Raw genomic sequence first — 16,854 nt, 5'->3', positions numbered from 1 at the left:
CCGCACCGCTGATCGACGGTGGTCGGCCGTTGTCCACTTCTTCCACCTGGGCAACAGCCACCCCGTCGACTGCGCGTGCCAGCGGTGCGTGGCGACTCGCGAGCCGTCCATGGCCGATGAGGAGCTGGACGCGCGAACAGGGCTGGTGCGGCACTACCCGGTAGTGGAAATCGAGCAAGCCGCCGATGACGCGATCCTGCGGGCGGTGGCCTTGGAGACGTACTGGTTCGGCCGAGACGTCATCGCCGCCGGCTACGGGCTTCGCGCCGCGGAACGGTTCGAGGACGTCGCGGTGACCTCTCCTGACGGGGATCAGTTCGGCGTCGAAGGATGGCTCGCGGGGGATGCCTTCGAGCTCCAGTTCGCGACAGGGCTACGGGCGGTCGCGGACGAAAGCAAACTTCTGGCCCACAGATGCGTGGCGCTTCTTGAGCGCATCCCAGCAGGAACAGGGAACGCCGCGTGCGTCAGATAGCCCGCGGCGGCTCCGCGAGGTCGATCTGGCCCTTCTGATATGCCCGACTGACCTCGTGCAGGCGGTCGATCGCGTCCCAGTCGACCTTGTACGTCACGGTCTTGCGGTGTCGAACACCCGGCGCTGGCCTTCCAACGATCGCGCCAGCCTCCTCCAGGAGGTTGAGGTGACCGAAGAGGGTCACCTTGTTACGGGCCTCGGGAACCGCCTCAAGAATCTCCGACACCGTGGCCCCGTGAAGGCGCGCCGTCTCCTGCGACAGGAAGTGCAGCACGCGATTGCCGATTTCACTGGTCGTGGCACGCATGTGCATCACCTCCCTGGACGGCGGAGGGATCGGAGACGACATGAGTTCCATTGTGGCGCACTGGCCGTTTCCCCTTCACGCACGGGAGCCCGGTCGGCTTGAACCAAGCAAACTCATAAAGCTACCTAAGTTTACGTTACAGGAAACCAAAAAAACCTTATAGTGGTCGTAGCGCGCAACCGGGACGACCGGTTGCGGCACGAGCCGTAGGGGACACACATGAGGACGCCGAGTAAGGCAGCGCTGGTCGTCGCGTTCGCGCTCATCACCACCGGCTGCACCAGCTCGAGCACCGATGCCGCGTCACCCTCCACCGAGTCGGCAGCTCCCGAGACGCGCTCCGCTGAGGCACCGACCTCACCCGAGACGGCGCCGGCCGAGAGCACACCGCCGGCCGCCGCCGAACTCTCCGACGTGGAGCCGCAGCCGGAGCCGACTGTCGAGGGCGACACTGTGGCGATCGCGGTGGCAGCGACTACCGCCTTCTGCCGCCCCGCCCTGGACTACGACACCTGGATCGCTGAGCTGTACCCGTTCCTCAGCCAGCAGGCCGCGGTGGCCTACGAGACCGTCGACCCGGCCAACGTGCCCTGCACGACCCTCACCGGCGCAGCATCGGTCCGGGACGGGGACGGCGCCTTCACGATGCGCATCCTGGTTCCCACGGATGCGGGGGAGTACTCCGTGTACGTCCACCGCACCGTCGAGACCGGTCCATGGGCTGTCGAGCAGATCACCCCCCTGGCGTCGGAGTAGCCCGGTGGCGAAGGGGGGAATGGGGGTTCTCGCGGCGGTCCTGGCACCGCTTCTCGCGATCGCACTGCTGCTGTGGCTGCTGTTCTTCGGCGCCGCTGAGGACGCGGCCGCGGCGTGCCTGCCTGGCGGCGGGCCGGTGAACGTGTCCGCGATCCCCGCGGACGCGAAGGTCGGCGCCTACGGGCACGACCAGCTCGTGAACGCGGCACTCATCGTCAACGCGGGAGCCGCGAAGGGCCTCGGCGCCGATGGGCAGACCCTCGGCGTGCAGACGGCGATCGGGGAGTCCTCCTTGGTGAACATCAACTACGGGGACGGTGCTATCAACCCGGACGGGTCGGTCGCTGACTCGATCGGCCTGTTCCAGCAGCAGTCGAGCTGGGGCACCGTCGAGCAGCGCATGGACCCGACGACCTCGGCCGGCTTCTTCTACGACCGCCTCGTAGCCGTCGAGGGCTGGCAGTCGATGGAGCCCTCCATCGCGATCAACAAGGTCCAGCGCAACGCCGACCCGAACCACTACACGAAGTACCGCGCCGACGCCGTAGCGATCATGACCTACCTCAACAGCCTCGGCAGCAGCACGACCGCACCCACGACGTCGGCGGCGCCGGTGAGTGCCCCGTCGACGCCGATCGGCACTGCGCCCGCCTCCCCGGCGCCGGTCGGTGGATGCGTCGCCGTGTCCGGCGATGCGCAGGCTCTCGCAGCGAACCTCGTCGCGGCGATGGACGCAGGCAACCTGACCCTTCTCGAGGACCGGTACGCGCAGCAGATCCGCGACATGGCCGCGGGCACCCCGAAGGAGAACTGCGCGATCGACGTCCGCATTCTCCAGATCATCACGATCGCCCTGAACACGTTCGGGAAGATCGGCGTCTCCGACCTCAACCGCCAGTGCACGGGCTCGCTCCTGGGCGCCGGCACGGGTTCCTCGCACTGGATGAACGGCGGCGGCAACGCCGTGGACTTCTACAGCTTCGCCGGCACCGCCACGACCGGCTGCGACCCCAACGCCCTCCAGCTCCTTGACGTCCTGGACCCGCAGGTGCCGCAGGGCTCGCGTGCGGGCCAGATCCAGTGCCGGTCGAGCACCTATCAGCACATCACCCAGTTCGGTGACACCCCGAACCACCTGCACTTCGACGTCGCCTACGCCGACGGCCCCCTCACCACCGGATAACCGGACCCTTTCGACGTCGCGACCGCGGCGCCGATCACCCCGCACCACCCAACACAGAAAACGGAGCACACCATGTCTGCACTGCTCGCAGCAACGACCGACATCCTCACCACCGCGGGCGCGCTCGGCGCGGTCGTGCCGGACCCGGGCCCCGGCGGCATGCCCCCCGGATTCGAGGCCTTCACCACAGTCATGGGCTGGGCCAAGTGGGTCGGCCTCGGCGTCGCCGTCGTCGGCCTCATCATCCTCGGCGTCACCATGACCGTCTCCGCCCGCCGCGGCGAGGGCGGCGAAATCGGCGGCTGGCTCGGCCGGCTCCTCGTGGGTGTGATCGTCATCTCCGCCGCGTTCACGATCGTCGGGTTCCTGATGGGCGCGTAGCGTCCCCGGGAAACCGACACCACCAACAGAAAGGCAAGGGACGTCATGAACGACTCCGAACCGCGTAACCCGTTCACCAAGAAGGGCTTCATCGTCGGAGCCGTCATCGTCGGCGCACTCGCCCTCTCGGCCATCGTGCTCGGCGTGGCGTCCCTCGGGACCGGGGGAGGCGGCACCACGACCGCCGCCCCCGGGACCCCCACCCCGACCTCCACCGTCTCGGCCGACGCCGAAAGCGTGTGCGGACTCTCCGGCTACGAGGAGAGCGGCACCCTCACCGCACCGCCGACGACGGAGTGGACCATCGTCGGCACCATGGCCGCTCCCAGCTCCGCTGAGGCCGGCCCCGGGGAGACCGACAGTGACGGGGTACGCACCTGCTACGCGCACACCGTCGAAGGCGCTCTCTTCGCTGTCTCGAACCTGTGGGCGATGGGCTCGGATGCTCGACTCGCGCCGCTCGCAGTGGAGCAGCTCACGGCACCGGGACCCGGCCGCGATGCCGCTATCGCCGCCGACACGCAGCAGAGCAACACCGGCACCAGCGTGCAGATCGCGGGATTCAAGGTGCTGTCCTACGACGGAGAGAACGCAACGATCGACACCGCATTCGAGCTGAACACGGGCTCGCTGATCAGCTTCCCGTCCGCGGTGAAGTGGATCGACGGCGACTGGAAGCTCGTCGTCACCGACGAAGGACAGCCGCCCTTCCGCCCCACCACGCTGCAGAACCTCGGCGGCTACATCGTCTGGGCGGGTGTCCAGTGATCGCAACCGCCACAACCGGCGGTGGAGAGGCATGCCTCCCCATCGACGTTCCCTGCTGGACCGGCGTCGCTGTCGGCAACGTCGTCTCGAAGGCGTCGAACGATGCCTTGCAGCAGTTCGTCAACAACATCTTGGAGGGCTACGGCAAGGCCATCGCCTCTCTCGGTACCGTCTGGATGAACGTCCCCTCCCCGGTCACGGTCGTGGACCAGGGCGGCGGCGTCAACGGTGGCGGCACTCCGCCGCTGCCGGAGGCGTTCGAGACGATTCTCGGCTACGTGACGTGGGTCTCTGCGGGCCTGGCAGTCATGTCCCTGATCGTTGCTGGCGTGATGATGGCGAGCCGTCGCCGGCACGGCGACGGTGAAGCTCACATGGGCCGCATCGGCGTCATCCTCTTGGCCGTACTGCTCCTCTCCTCCGCGTCGGCGCTCGTGACCGGGTTCCTGCCGCTGGCGATGCACCTGAACGAGTCCTCGAGCGTCGTCGGCTGGGTGCAGGGGCAGTTGCAGTGGTACACCGGCGGACTCGCGATCCTCGCGATCCTCGTCGCCGCCGCCCGGATGGTGTGGACGCAACGCGCGATGCCGCTGCGCGAGCTCGCCGGCTCCGTGCTGACTCTGATCGCCGTGGCCGGCGCAGGGCTGGTCGTCATCCGCCTGGCGACCCAGGCGGGCGATGCGTTCTCGATCTGGATCCTCAACAACTCGACCGACTGCGACGTGTCCCAGCAGGGCGAGAGCAACTGCTTCGGCACCAACGTCTTCGCGATGATCAGCCTCACTGCGACCTCCGGCATCGGCCTGATCGGTCTCTTCCTGCTGGGCATGCTCGCCGTGTTCATGACCTACGTGCAGATCGCGCTGATGGTGTTCCGCGGCGCGATGCTCGTCGTCCTCGCCGGCATCTTCCCGCTCGCCGCGTCGTTCACGAACACCGAGATGGGTCGGCAGTGGTTCAAGAAGGCGATGGCCTGGACTATCGCCTTCATCCTCTACAAGCCCGCCGCGGCGATCGTCTACGCGATCGCCTTCCGGATGACCGGCACCGACCTGTTCAAGTCGGACGGCACCGGGCTCTTCCAGATCGTCACCGGCCTGGCCCTGATGCTCATCGCTCTCGTGGCTCTGCCTGCGCTGATGCGCTTCCTCGTCCCGGCCGTCTCCTCGGTCGGCGGCGGAGGCGCGGCAGGTCTGCTCCTGGGCGCTGCGGCAGTCTCGGCCGCTGGTGACGTCGCGACGGGTGCGATCCGCGCGAGCAGCAACGGAGGCGGCGGCGGCGGGAACGGCGGCGGTGGAGGCGGCAACAGTTCGTCCACGGACGGACCGTCCGGCAGCACGTCGACGCCGGGCTCGCCGACGTCGTCGCCGGCCGCTGACCCGTCTGGGTCGGCGTCGACGGCCGGCAGCGGCGCAGGTGCTGGTGCCGGAAGCGCGGCGACCAGCGGCGCGGGAGCCGCTGCGTCGAGCGGCGCCGGGGCCGGGGCAGCCGCGAGCGGCGCCGCGGCCGCGGCCGGATCGATCGGCGCCGGTATCGCCGTCGCAACGAAGGCCGCGGAGGGCGCGAAGCACGCCGCGCAGGCCGTGAAGGCCGGCACCGACGAGGCGACCGGCAGCAACGAGAGCGGGAGCTAACCCATGACCAGCACAGCAACCGATCCGATCAAGGCCCGCACCTACGGCAACTGGCGAAAGCCTCAGACCGCCGGCCTCGGCGGGCTGGGACAGCTCGCCACCCTCGTGATGTTCGTGGGCATCGTCGCCTCGATCATCGCGTCCATGTTCTCCGGCCTAGGTCCCGCACTCATCGTCGCCGCCATCTTCGGCGGCATCCTCCTGACCGTCTCGGTCAAGGACAAGCACGGGCAGAGCGCCCTCGGAAGGATGGTGGTCCGCGTGAACTGGTGGCGTACCAAGAGCAAGGGAGCAAACATCTACCGCTCCGGCCCGATCGGCCGCGCGAAGTGGGGCACCTTCCAGCTCCCAGGCCTGGCCGCGCCCTCGCAGCTCACCGAGCACGAGGACTCCCACGGTCGCCGGTTCGCTCTGATCAGCACCCCGATGACGAAGCACTTCACCGTCGTGCTGGCGACGGAGCCGGACGGCGCCGCGCTGGTGGATCAGGAGCAGATCAACAACCAGGTCGCGGAATACGGCATCTGGCTCGCCAACCTCGGAGACGAGCCCGGCATCGAAGCCGCGTCGGTCACCGTCGAGACGGCGCCCGACACGGGCACGCGCTTGCGCGGTGAGGTCGAGGGGTCGATGGACCCGGACGCGCCGCTGTTCGCGCGAGCGATGCTCCAGGAGGTCGTTGAGACCTACCCGGTCGGGTCGGCCACGATCCACGCCTACATCGCGCTCACGTTCACGGCGACCGCGCGGATCAACGGGAAGCGCCGCAATGCCAAGGAGGTCGCCGCGGACCTCTCCGCCCGCATCCCCGGCCTGACGTCTTCTCTCGCGGCGACGGGGGCGGGCGCGGCGCGGCCCCTGAGCGCGCAGGAGTTGTGCGAAGTCATCCGCACCGCGTACGACCCCGCCGCGGCGCTCCTGATCGATCAGGCGCGCGCAGAGGGCGAGACGGCGGACCTGTCCTGGACCGACGTCGGCCCTGCGGGTGCCGAAGCGCACTGGGACTCCTACCGTCACGACGGAGCGGTGTCGACGTCGTGGACCATGACCGCGCCCCCGCGCGGCGTCGTCCAGTCGAACATCCTCGCTCGCCTGCTCGCGCCGCACCGTGACATCGCCCGTAAGCGCGTCACCCTGCTCTACCGGCCCATCGATCCCGCCCGCGCCGCAGCGCTCGTGGAGGCGGACCTGAACGCCGCCCAGTTCAACTCCTCCGCGTCCACCAAGCCCACGGCCCGCTCGACGCTCTCGACCCGCTCGGCGCAGGCCACGGCCGCGGAGGAAGCCTCCGGCGCCGGGCTGATGAACTTCGGCCTGATCGTCACCGCGACCACGCTGCAGCGTGGTCAGGAGCCCGAAGCGCGCGCCGCGATCGACTCCCTCACCTCGGCCGCCCGCCTGCGGATGCGGCCGGCGTTCGGCTCGCAGGACTCCGCCTTCGCCGCCGCGCTCCCGCTGGGGCTGGTCCTGCCTCGGCACCTGCGCATTCCCAACGAGATGCGGGAAATCCTGTGACGCACCCCGCCACCACCAGGACGGCACTGGACACACGTCCGGTGCCGTCCCGGGTTAACCCTCAGCCCTCACCCGTCTTTGTCGCCGTTCCGACCCTTCTTGGAGGCCCCCAGTGAGCAGCACCACCAAGTTCTTCTCCCGCCACCGCGACACCGAGCCCGTCGACGTCCCCGCCGACGTCGACGGGGACGAGCTGCCGACCGGTGCCGTCGACGTCGACCAGAGCGAAGAGGCCGGCGACGTCGACGCGCTCGACTCCGCCACGCCCACGGGCGCGGTCGGAGCCCCGACGACGGCGCAGGCCGCGGCGACGTCGACGGACGCTCGCGCCCGTTCACGCCGCGTGCGGAAGGCTGAGGAGGAGGCCGCCGCAGCTCGCGCCGCCAGCTCTCCTCTCGCCCGCGAGAAGCCCTCGAAGCGGTCGCGGAAGAAGCGGGCGATCCCGCACCAGGGCGGCAGACAGAACATTGAGAAGGAGTCGGCGCCGAAGCGCCCGATGCGGCCGACGTCGACGGGATGGCTCGGCCGCGGCGGCGGACAGGCCGTCTCGATTCAGCCCGCCGATGAGTTCCGCGCAACGACCGTTCAGGTGTGCGGGCTGTACCCGTTCTCGGTCGGAACGGGCACGCCCATGATCGGCGTGCCGCTGGGGAAGAACCTCACCACCGGGGCCTCCGTGTTGTGCGACCCGATCAGCTGGTTCCAGCGGGCGCAGCTCATCTCCAACCCGTCGATGTTCGTCCTCGGCAAGCCGGGTCTGGGAAAGTCCTCGCTGACCCGCCGCATGGCGACCGGGCTCGCCGGGTACGGCACCATTCCGCTGGTCCTCGGGGATCTGAAGCCCGACTACGTGGACCTCATCCGCGCGATGGAGGGACAGGTCATCACCCTCGGCCGCGACCGCGGCTACCTCAACATCCTCGACCCCGGCGAGGCGACCAGCGCAGCGAAGCGCCTCCGCGACGACGCCGACCAGGCGCTCGAGCAAGCCGCGGAGCTCGACGCCCGCGGCGGCGACTCCAAGGAGCTGCACCTGCGTGCGGTGAAGGCGCAGCGCCTCGCTGCTCAGGTGCTCGCGGACGCTCACGGCCGCCGGCACACGATGATCGCAGCGCTCCTGACGATCCTCCGCTCTCAGCCGCCCACGGACCGGGAGGAGACGATCATCGACCGGGCGCTCAAGTACCTGGACGAGCACCACGAGGGCATCCCCGTCCTCGCGGACCTGCTCGCCGTGATCCAGGCCGCGCCGGACGAGATTCGACAGGTCGCGCTCGACCGCAACGACCTCAAGCGGTACAAGGAAATCACCGAGAACCTCGAAGCGTCGCTCATCGGCCTCACCTCCGGTGGCCGGCTGGGGGAGATCTTCTCCCGCCAGACGACCACCCCCATGCGTCGGGACCGCCCCGTCGTCTACGACGTGTCCTCCATCGATGACTCCGAAGGCGACCTTCAAGCGGCGATCCTCCTCGCGTGCTGGTCCGCGGGATTCGGGACGGTCAACGTCGCCGCCGCGCTGGCCGACGCGGGGATCGAGCCCCGCCGGCACTACTTCGTGATCCTGGACGAGCTATGGCGGGCACTGCGCGCGGGAAAGGGCATGGTCGATCGCGTCGACGCCCTCACCCGCCTCAACCGTGCCCGCGGTGTCGGCCTCGCGATGATCAGCCACACCATGTCCGACCTCCTCGCGCTCTCCAGCGAAGAGGACCGGATGAAGGCCCGCGGATTCGTGGAGCGCTCCGGCATGGTCATCTGCGGCGGCCTGCCCGGTGCTGAGATGCCCCTGCTCACGTCGGCGGTGCCGCTGTCCTCGAAGGAGCAGGAGATGCTCACGAGCTGGCAGGACCCGCCCGCCTGGGATGGCGTCTCCGGGAAGGAAGCGGACCCGCCCGGCCGTGGCCTGTTCCTGATCAAGGTGGGCGGCCGTCCCGGCATCCCCGTCCGCGTCCACCTGACCGGGGCGGAGAAGGACGTCAACGACACCAACAAGCTCTGGCACACCACGAGCCGCGCCGGACGCGCGAACGAGCCCCTGGCGACCGATCCGGTCATGGTGGAGATTCTGCCGTGAGCGTCCTCGTCGCCCTCGGCGCGACCGGCGTCGCGGCTGGCGCGGCCGGCGCCGCGATCGTCAGCGTGATCGCCGCCCGCCGTCGGGGGGCGGCGGAGCGCGATCGGTTTCTACTCACGGGCTGCTGGACCGGGGTCGCCCTCATGGCGGGCTTCGTCGCCTGGGACCAGTGGGACCGGGTGATCGCATGAGCTGCATGTCGACGGTCGTCTACGACGGCTATCTCTGGGGCTGCTCGATGACGACGACGCTCCCGCACACCGACCACATGACGGACCTGCCGGTCGAGTACGTCGACAACGGCCAGGCCGTCCTCACCTGGGGCACCAGCCGGCAGGCGACCAGCGACGACACGACGGCCCCCTACGACGGGCCGATCTATGAGCGATGCGAGCCGCGCAGGTTCCTGCCGGCATCTGTTCCGTTGCTCGAGCGGGCGATGTCGTGATCGCCGCCCGCGCCGGGGGTGCGCTGCTGCGGGGTCCGCTCGGCCAGGTCGGCGCGGTCGCCGGGCTCCTGGCTGTCGCGGTCCTCGTGGCCGCGGCCGCCACCCTCGCGTTCACCGCGCAGGTGCAGCACGCGATCCCCGCCCAGACCACTCTCACCAGCCCAGCACCGACCGAAGGAGTTGCACCATGAGCCTCACGAACAACCGCCGGAAAGAGCCCGGGAAGGCCAGTAACGGCTTCGGGGTCGCGTTCGCGGCCGGCGGTGTCCTGATCATCGCCCTGGCCATCTACATCGCGGTCCGCGTCGGGTCCCAGGTCGACGGCGTGAATCCCGACATGGACACCGACCCGTCGAACTTCTTCTCCGTCGTGGTCGACGTGTTCCGCGGCCGATTCGTCTGGCCGGGCACCGCGACGCTCATCGTCGCCGGGATCGGCGCCGTGGTCGTGTTCTTCGGCACCCTGTTCCTGATCGCGAAGAACGGCGGGAAGAAGAACCGGACCGCGATCGACTGGACCGCCCGCCACACCGCGACCTCCGCGGAGATGAGCCACATGCGCGGCAAGGAGGCGAAGGAGAAGTCGGCCCGACTGGGCGTGACCGACTCGTTCGGCGTCCCTCTGGGTGACCTCCTCAGCGACGGTCGACCTATCTACGCCTCGTTCGAGGACATGGTGCTGCTGCTCGCCGGCCCCCGCGTAGGCAAGTCGACGTCGTTCGTCATCCCCGCGATCGTCAACGCTCCCGGGTCCGTGGTCACGACCTCGAACAAGCGCGACGTGCTCGACGCGACCCGCGACCTCCGCGCAGCACGGGGGCAGGTGTGGGTGTTCGACCCGCAGCGGGTCGCGGTCGAGCCGCCGTCGTGGTGGTGGAACCCCCTCTCCTACGTCACCGACGACACCAAGGCAGCGAAGCTCGCGCAGCACTTCGCGTCCGGATCCAGCGAGGTCGGAGCGCGCTCGGATGCGCACTTCGAGCCGTCCGGTCGCGAGCTGCTGGCAGGCTTCCTGCTCGCCGCGGCTCTCGATGGCCGCCCGATCACGGACGTCTACGAGTGGACGACGAAACCGGGCGACGAGACGGCCGGAGACATCCTGGCCTCGAGCGATTTCCCGCTGATGGCCAAGAGCTTGCAGGGCGCGACGCGGTTGGAGCACCGGGAGCGCGGATCGGTGTACTCCACTGCCCGGCGCATGGCGTCCTGCTTGAAGGACTCCGGCACTCGCCAGTGGGTGAACCGCACCGGCGAGAACGACACCCGGCCGGAGTTCGATCCGGGCGCCTTCGTGCGCTCCACCGGGACGCTCTACAGCCTGTCCAAGGAGGGTGCCGGCAGCGCCGGCCCCCTCGTCCTCGCCCTCACCGCCGCAACGGTCGAGGCCGCGGAGGAGCTGGCCGCGGTGTCGCCCGGCGGCCGGATGCAGACCCCGATGCTCGGCGTTCTCGATGAGGCGGCGAACGTCTGCCGCTGGCGCGACCTGCCCGACCTCTACAGCCACTACGGCTCCCGGGGGATCCCGATCATGTCGGTATTCCAGTCCTGGTCGCAGGGCGTGAGCGTGTTCGGGAAGGAGGGCATGGACAAGCTGTGGTCGGCCGCGAACGCGAAGATCTACGCCGGCGGAATCTCGGAGACGGGGTTCCTGCGGATGGTGTCAGAGCTGATCGGCACCTACGACCGCGAGACGACCTCCGCGAGCATGAACAAGGGCGTGCGCTCGACCACCAGCGCGTTGAAGCGCGAACTGATCCTCGACGTCGCGGAGCTCGCGAACCTCCCCACTCCCAAGAAGGGGCGCAAGATCGGGCGGGCGATCCTGATGTCCTCGGGCTCGCGTGCCGCGATCCTGCGCACGGTGCCGTGGTTCGACGGCCCCAAGCCGCTCGTGGCCGCGATCAACGCCTCCATCGCGAACCACCGACCGGGCGCAGCGCCGACACCGACGCCGCCGCCGGCCCCGGAGCAGGGACACGGCTTCACGCCGGTGACGGACTCATGAGCGATGACTTCTACGGGGGCGTGGACGACGAGGCCGCGCCCGCGTCAGCGGCCGACGAGGCGACGAGCGCCCCGGAGAGCGAACAGCCCACGACGCATTTCGGGTCGGCGGATGAGTTCGTGCGCAAGCAGCTCATCGGCACCTACCGGCGCCGAGTGATGGCGCAGGGCTCCGGTGCCGGTCTGCGGTGGAAAGCAGCCTGGTGGGAGTCCAAGGAAGCGCAGCAGCGCATCGAGGCGCTGTGGCGGGCGTGGGAGGCCGCACGCGCCGACCCGAAAGCCGGGATGAGCGCGTGGTGGATCAACCACTGCGACCCACACATGAGCGTCCTGCTCTCTGCGGACGGCCCATTCGCTGACTCGACGGACGAGAACCGGATCGGTGAACCGCTGCCTTACACGGCGCCGGCAGAAGGCACTTTCCCGTCCGATCTACAACCGCCGCTGTACACGCAGCGCCCATCCAGAGAAAACGCCTGAGAGGCGCTCTGAGGACGTAAGAAGGGGAGCACCGTCCGGTGCTCCCCTTCTTCGTTCTCGACGCTCCGGCTAGCGGCTTAGGTCCGCGCGATCGGCGCCCTGCCCCTGGCCACGACCGCGCCGCGTCTGAGGGACGGTGCTCATCGGAGCCTTCGACGTCACCGCGGCGCTGGGCGGGGTGGCGTGCGCGCTGTCGGCGCTCATCCGCGCCTCGATGACGTGCGGGGGGACTCCCTTGGCTTCCATCGCCTGAATGGTCGACTGTCGACGCTCGGCACTGTCGTAAGCGATCTCTCCGGCCTCACGCGACGCTGACGCGCGCGGATCCGTCGCGGGCGGCGCCGACTCCGTGGACGGGCCTCCGGTGCCCTGTGCGGCCTCCTGGCGCTCTGCGGGGGCGTCGTCGCGGAAGAGCTGTGCCTGAGCGCGCGCGTCGGAGGCCAGCTCGCGCAGCTCGTCAGGAGTCGCGTTGGCGGTGCCACCGGCGGCCGCGTCGCGGTCGTAGTCGCTCGCGCGCGCTTCGAGCTGCGCAGCCATCTCCGCGCGGCCGTTGTCGACGTCGGATGCACCGGGGGTTTCTCGAGCGGCCTCCTGGTTGCGGGCGTCGTTCGCGCGGTCGAGGCGGTCGGCTTCCGCGATCAGTAGTTGTGCCTCCGTAACCTCCGCTCCCGCTCGAGCACGCTCGGGAGCTACCGTGTCCTTCCACTCCTCGACCAGCGCGGCTCGTGCAGCAGCGACGGCCGCGGGGTCCGCGGTGCGGAACTCTCCGTCGTTCCAGTCGATCGACGTCTGCACGCGGTAGTCCTGGAACCCGGCCGGGTCGGTGTCGCGCTTCCACTCCTCGGCCGCGGAGAGTTCGAGGGTGCCGGCGTCGCCTGCAAGCGCCGCGCGGTAGTCGGTGATCAGAGCGCGCTCCGCGTTCACGTCCGGCTCTGCGCGGCCGCGTATGTCCATGGTGAGGCGGTCGTCGTCGTGGCGGTGGTAGTGCTCCGGCGCGGAGTTGGTGGCCCATTCCTTCGCCCGGTCCAGCTCCGACTTCGCCTGACCGGCGGCGTCGCGCAGCACGGCGGTGTCGACGCCGTAGCGCTCGAACACTTCGCGCTGAACGACGGCCGACGCGCGCTCCGCGATCGGGTCGTGGTTCTTCCACGCCTGCGCCGTCTCCGCGACCTTCGAGATGTCTTGGATGCTCGCCTTCTCCCACCAGTCGGGCCGGTCCACGACCTGCAACGTCGCGCGTGCAGCGCCGCGCTCGGCGTCGAAACGGGCCGACAGCTCGCGCGCCTGCGCGGCGGAGCGTGCCTGCGCGTCGCGAGCCAGCTCCTCGCGCAGCCGGGCGAACTTCTCGCCCATCTGCATCGCGATGGTCAACGCGATCCGGACGTTCTGACCGACCTCCTGGCCTACCTCGTCGTCGTCACTCATGACTTCCTCCCCTTGCCTTGGTGAATCGTCTATCGGCCACGGTCGCCGCGGTCCTGGTCAGGTCCCTGCCGAGACTGTCGGGCGCGGTCCGCGAGCATCGCTTCCTCGCGCTCCCGGTCAGCCTTGGTGAGCTTCGTGGGTACGGGACTGCCCGACCCGAAGTTGGTCTGGGACAGCCGGCGAACGTCTTTGAGCTCCTCCGGGAGCGCCTGCCAGGCCCGCTCGTTCTCCGCGACCTTCTCGGCCTTCACGACGACCTGGTAGCCGTCGCGAACAGCGGACAACTGACCCCGCAACGTCTGCGACAGCTCGCGCATCCGTCGCGCATCACCGGCTGCCTTATGAGCCGACGCGACCGCGTGCGTCAAGCGCGCGAACTGGTTCAGCAGCAGCAGCTCCGCGGCTGCATTCTTCTTATTCCCCGCCGCGGCCATGATCAATGCGGAGTACGCCGCCGTCGAGGGCATCATCGCGGGCCGCGGGCGCGTCTCGTGCGCCCGCAGGTGCGCCGAGCGGGCGAGCGATCGCGCAGCGTCCGCGAGCGGTCCCGGGGTGGGCTCCATGCGCCGGGACCACGCCGCGTAGGCGCCGGCCGTCTCGCGCGCAACGTGCGCCCACGTGGCCCTGTCGGAGGGGTCCACGGACCTGATGTAGTCGTGCAGCCGGTCCATGTCCGCGGCGTACGCCTCGAACAGCTCGGGGGCCGGCTCCGCCGTCTCCCGGCCAGGGTTGACCGGCGTGTACTGCCAGGGATTCTTGGCTGTCGCGCGCCATTCGGATGCCGCATCCGACGCGGACTCCGGCTGGTCCGGCCAGCCCTTCCGCAGCTCCGGCAAGGTCAGGTCGCGAGCGAGCCGGCCGCCGCCGTGCCAGATCGCCTTCTCGCCGTTCGTCGGCCGCAGCGCCACCGAATAGCCGGCGATCACATCGTCACGACCCGTCGCGAATCGAGGGCGCACCAGCACCCCGCCCTGACGCAGACGACGAACGAACTCGCTCTCATCCTGGGACGCGGACGAGGCCGCGCGTACGGCGCGCTCGAGGCGCTGCATGTCCGGCTCGACGTGCCCGCGACGTGCAGCGGACTCACGCGCTCCCGGCCGCACACCGCGCTCCGGGAACTCGCGCTCCGGCGCCTGGTAGACCTGCAACCCGTACTCGCGCTCCAGCTCACGGCTGATCGTCTGCGACCGCTCGTAGTCCTTGTGCACCGACGCTTTCGTGCCGTCCTCGCGCACCAGCGACACGGCGATGTGTACGTGGTCGTTGCCGTTCTTCGACAGCCCGTGACGCACCGCGACCCAGCGGCAATCGGCCTTGCCGATGTCCTCGCCCGCGAAGCCCATCCGCTGCACGAAGTCGGTCGAGATTCGGCCCCACTGCTCGTCTGTGAGCTGGCCCTCCTCGGCCGCCAGCGACAGCGAGCAATGCCACACATCAGCCGCCACGCGATCCTTCACGATCGCGCCGGCCGAGTCCCGAACCGCCTCGCCGTTCTCGTCGGTGCGCACCTTGTTGCGCGTCACCTCGACGCCGAACAGCTCCCGCGGTCGGTCCAGATCCGCAGCGATCGCCGCAGCCGCAGCGCCATCCAGAACCTCATGCCCGTACTCAGCCATGATCGCGGAATCCCCCGCGATCAGGTGCTGCTCCTCGTGCTCGTTCGTCTTGCCGGGACCAACGAGGTAGCCCATCAGTCCACGCATGCGCGTGCCGCGCGTGATGTTCGTTCTCACCGTCCACCGAGCCGGTCTGCCGTCGCCTCGATCAGGCGTCGCACCCGCCGGTACTCCTCCGCAGCCTCAACAGCCTCGGCCGGGAACTGGCCCGTGCTGTTCGCGAACCGCGCGAGCTGGTTCATGTTGTCCGACGTCTTCTGCAACAGCTTCGACGCCCGGAACAGCTCAGCAACCACCAACCGCCACTCCGTGTCCGTGCGCACCTGGGCGTTCATCGCGGACTCGAACAGCAGCCGCGGCACCGTCACTTCCAGCACCTCGGCACGGGCGCGCAGGTGCGCGTCCTCCTCGGGCGTGACCGACACCTCGTACCGCTTCGACCGCGCAGCGACACCCGGCACGTTCGCGCGGCGGCGCCGGCCGAACAACCGACCCTCTCGTGACGACTCCGACACGACCCTCACCGTCCTTCCGGCCCAGCGCAGCGAACCCGCCCCCAGGCGGGGACCATACGACCAGTATGCGCCGACCCGGCCGCGCAGCGGAAGGGGCGCAAGCGGTTTACCACGGGTAAACCTATAGCTTGCTCCACAAACCATCTTCGCACCGAGCGCGACTTGGGTGTAACTCGGGTCCGAAGGACACCCGAGCGTCTCGGCTGGCGAAGCCGAACCCGAGACGCTTGAGTCCGCGCCTTCCGCATGACGGCGGCGGCGGCGGCTAGCCTTTCCGCATGAGCGACCACACGAGGAACCCTGACGACGCCGCCGACGCCGCCCGCCGACTGCTCGAACAGAGCGTCGAGAAGCGCGTCGAGGCGGTCCGCACGATCGTCTCCGCAGCCAACGACACCGACACCGCACGCGCCACCCTCAGCGACGCGCAGAACCGACACAGCAAGGCGTGGGCGGACGCCCTCGCCGCCGGATGGTCGGAGAAGGAACTCCGCGCAGCAGGAGTGCCGCGACCCGAGCAGACTCGCGCTCGCGTCACCCGCGCGCGACGCACAACGTCGGCGGAGGGAATTCCCGCCGATTCGACCGAGAGCGACAGCTCCGCGTCCATCGAGAACGCTGCATGACCGACAACGACTCCGCCGCGCTCCACGGCCAGGTCCGCGCCTGGGCGGAGGGGGCCAACCCGCTCACGGCCGCCGTCGAACTGCTGATCCGATCGGGCCTCGTGTACGCCGGAGCACCGTGGGTGAAGACCGACAACGCCTGGCACACGAGCGCAATCGACTTCGACCGCCTCGGCTACGAAATCGGAGCGCTCAGCGGAGGCGAACAGCGCGTCGCGCGGATCGCGTCGTCGCTCGGTCAGGGTGTCCCTGTCGACCTCCGCGAGGACGTCGCCGGGCTCGACCTCGAACACACGCGACTGGTCCTCGCGGCGATCGCGCACGCCGCCGGACTCGGAGAGCCCGGCACGACGATCCAGACCGTCGACGGAGTGCCGACAATCGTCCCCCATGACGCTCTGGCGTCGTGGCCGAACGAGTAGGTCGATCGCGCACGACGACCGCCCTCGTCGAGTAGCAAGCCCCCGCTCGAGCAGTCACGCTCGCGGGGGCTTCTGCCTTCCCGCGACGTGCGCGCAGGCTGCGGTCCGGCCGTCCATCCGACGCTTCACTCTTGCCTGCGCCGGCCGACCGTCAAGAGCGCTGCGCGTCCCTCCGGGATACCCCTCCGGGGCACTCCTGACGGCCACCCGCCTCCGGCA

General features: G+C 69.6%; 19 protein-coding genes. 15 read left to right on the top strand and 4 right to left on the bottom strand.

The window, feature by feature from the left end:
- Positions 1-109: 109 nt before the first annotated feature.
- Complete coding sequence (locus tag C5C49_RS13400; protein WP_104227112.1) at positions 110-475, top strand: hypothetical protein; 366 nt, start codon at positions 110-112, stop codon at positions 473-475.
- On the opposite strand, the gene C5C49_RS13395 is transcribed toward C5C49_RS13400, so the two are convergent.
- On the bottom strand, positions 468-782 hold the full coding sequence (locus C5C49_RS13395) for a hypothetical protein (RefSeq protein ID WP_146078849.1): 315 nt from the start codon (positions 780-782) through the stop codon (positions 468-470). The two genes, C5C49_RS13400 and C5C49_RS13395, sit on opposite strands and share 8 nt — an antisense overlap.
- Before the next feature lie 219 nt (positions 783-1,001).
- On the opposite strand from C5C49_RS13395, the gene C5C49_RS13390 reads away from it, so the two are divergent.
- The 12 genes from C5C49_RS13390 to C5C49_RS13330 all read left to right on the top strand — a co-directional run bounded on the left by C5C49_RS13390 (position 1,002) and on the right by C5C49_RS13330 (position 12,028).
- Entirely contained in the window at positions 1,002-1,538 is a 537-nt protein-coding gene (locus C5C49_RS13390) for a hypothetical protein (RefSeq protein WP_104227110.1), read from the top strand.
- A gap of 19 nt (positions 1,539-1,557) precedes the next feature.
- The gene (locus C5C49_RS13385; protein WP_104227109.1) at positions 1,558-2,721 is read left to right on the top strand and encodes a hypothetical protein; all 1,164 of its coding nucleotides are present in this window, start codon (positions 1,558-1,560) and stop codon (positions 2,719-2,721) included.
- Positions 2,722-2,793: 72 nt separating this feature from the next.
- Complete coding sequence (locus tag C5C49_RS13380) at positions 2,794-3,102, top strand: hypothetical protein (protein WP_104224227.1); 309 nt, start codon at positions 2,794-2,796, stop codon at positions 3,100-3,102.
- Positions 3,103-3,147: 45 nt separating this feature from the next.
- Entirely contained in the window at positions 3,148-3,870 is a 723-nt protein-coding gene (locus tag C5C49_RS13375; RefSeq protein WP_104288625.1) for a hypothetical protein, read from the top strand.
- Between the two features lie 107 nt (positions 3,871-3,977).
- Positions 3,978-5,504, top strand: a complete 1,527-nt coding sequence (locus C5C49_RS13370) for a hypothetical protein (RefSeq protein ID WP_104227107.1) — start codon at positions 3,978-3,980, stop codon at positions 5,502-5,504.
- 3 nt (positions 5,505-5,507) lie between these two features.
- Positions 5,508-7,019 carry an SCO6880 family protein gene (locus tag C5C49_RS13365; RefSeq protein WP_181072914.1) on the top strand — a complete coding sequence of 504 codons (1,512 nt, stop codon included), beginning with the start codon at positions 5,508-5,510 and terminating at the stop codon, positions 7,017-7,019.
- Positions 7,020-7,515: 496 nt separating this feature from the next.
- A complete protein-coding gene (locus C5C49_RS13355) occupies positions 7,516-9,096 on the top strand; it encodes an ATP/GTP-binding protein (RefSeq protein WP_258063340.1) in 1,581 nt (526 codons plus the stop codon).
- Positions 9,093-9,287, top strand: a complete 195-nt coding sequence (locus C5C49_RS13350) for a hypothetical protein (RefSeq protein ID WP_104288626.1) — start codon at positions 9,093-9,095, stop codon at positions 9,285-9,287. The genes C5C49_RS13355 and C5C49_RS13350 overlap by 4 nt, the downstream gene beginning before the upstream one ends.
- 5 nt (positions 9,288-9,292) lie before the next feature.
- Entirely contained in the window at positions 9,293-9,544 is a 252-nt protein-coding gene (locus C5C49_RS13345; protein ID WP_104288627.1) for a hypothetical protein, read from the top strand.
- Positions 9,541-9,735: a hypothetical protein gene (locus tag C5C49_RS13340; protein ID WP_104288628.1), complete on the top strand. Its 195-nt coding sequence runs from the start codon at positions 9,541-9,543 to the stop codon at positions 9,733-9,735. The genes C5C49_RS13345 and C5C49_RS13340 overlap by 4 nt, the downstream gene beginning before the upstream one ends.
- The gene (locus tag C5C49_RS13335) at positions 9,732-11,549 is read left to right on the top strand and encodes a type IV secretory system conjugative DNA transfer family protein (RefSeq protein WP_104288629.1); all 1,818 of its coding nucleotides are present in this window, start codon (positions 9,732-9,734) and stop codon (positions 11,547-11,549) included. Before C5C49_RS13340 ends, C5C49_RS13335 begins: the two co-directional genes overlap by 4 nt.
- Positions 11,546-12,028, top strand: coding sequence for a DUF4913 domain-containing protein (locus C5C49_RS13330; RefSeq protein ID WP_104346343.1), 483 nt, complete (start codon positions 11,546-11,548; stop codon positions 12,026-12,028). The genes C5C49_RS13335 and C5C49_RS13330 overlap by 4 nt, the downstream gene beginning before the upstream one ends.
- Positions 12,029-12,097: 69 nt before the next feature.
- Here the strand turns inward: C5C49_RS13330 and C5C49_RS13325 are convergent, their stop codons facing one another.
- The 3 genes from C5C49_RS13325 to C5C49_RS13315 are packed head-to-tail and all read right to left on the bottom strand — an operon-like array spanning position 12,098 to position 15,497.
- Positions 12,098-13,453: a hypothetical protein gene (locus C5C49_RS13325; RefSeq protein WP_104263454.1), complete on the bottom strand. Its 1,356-nt coding sequence runs from the start codon at positions 13,451-13,453 to the stop codon at positions 12,098-12,100.
- Between the two features lie 29 nt (positions 13,454-13,482).
- A complete protein-coding gene (locus tag C5C49_RS13320) occupies positions 13,483-15,189 on the bottom strand; it encodes a relaxase/mobilization nuclease domain-containing protein (RefSeq protein WP_104263455.1) in 1,707 nt (568 codons plus the stop codon).
- Positions 15,186-15,497, bottom strand: coding sequence for a plasmid mobilization relaxosome protein MobC (locus tag C5C49_RS13315; protein ID WP_236553717.1), 312 nt, complete (start codon positions 15,495-15,497; stop codon positions 15,186-15,188). The genes C5C49_RS13320 and C5C49_RS13315 overlap by 4 nt, the downstream gene beginning before the upstream one ends.
- Before the next feature lie 368 nt (positions 15,498-15,865).
- On the opposite strand from C5C49_RS13315, the gene C5C49_RS13310 reads away from it, so the two are divergent.
- A complete protein-coding gene (locus C5C49_RS13310; protein ID WP_104263456.1) occupies positions 15,866-16,213 on the top strand; it encodes a hypothetical protein in 348 nt (115 codons plus the stop codon).
- The gene (locus tag C5C49_RS13305) at positions 16,210-16,635 is read left to right on the top strand and encodes a hypothetical protein (protein ID WP_104263457.1); all 426 of its coding nucleotides are present in this window, start codon (positions 16,210-16,212) and stop codon (positions 16,633-16,635) included. Before C5C49_RS13310 ends, C5C49_RS13305 begins: the two co-directional genes overlap by 4 nt.
- The last annotated feature ends 219 nt before the right edge of the window (positions 16,636-16,854 follow it).

The organism is Rathayibacter sp. AY1E2, assembly GCF_002932325.1.
Classification (GTDB): domain Bacteria; phylum Actinomycetota; class Actinomycetes; order Actinomycetales; family Microbacteriaceae; genus Rathayibacter.
This window is presented reverse-complemented; position numbering and strand designations above follow the sequence as displayed.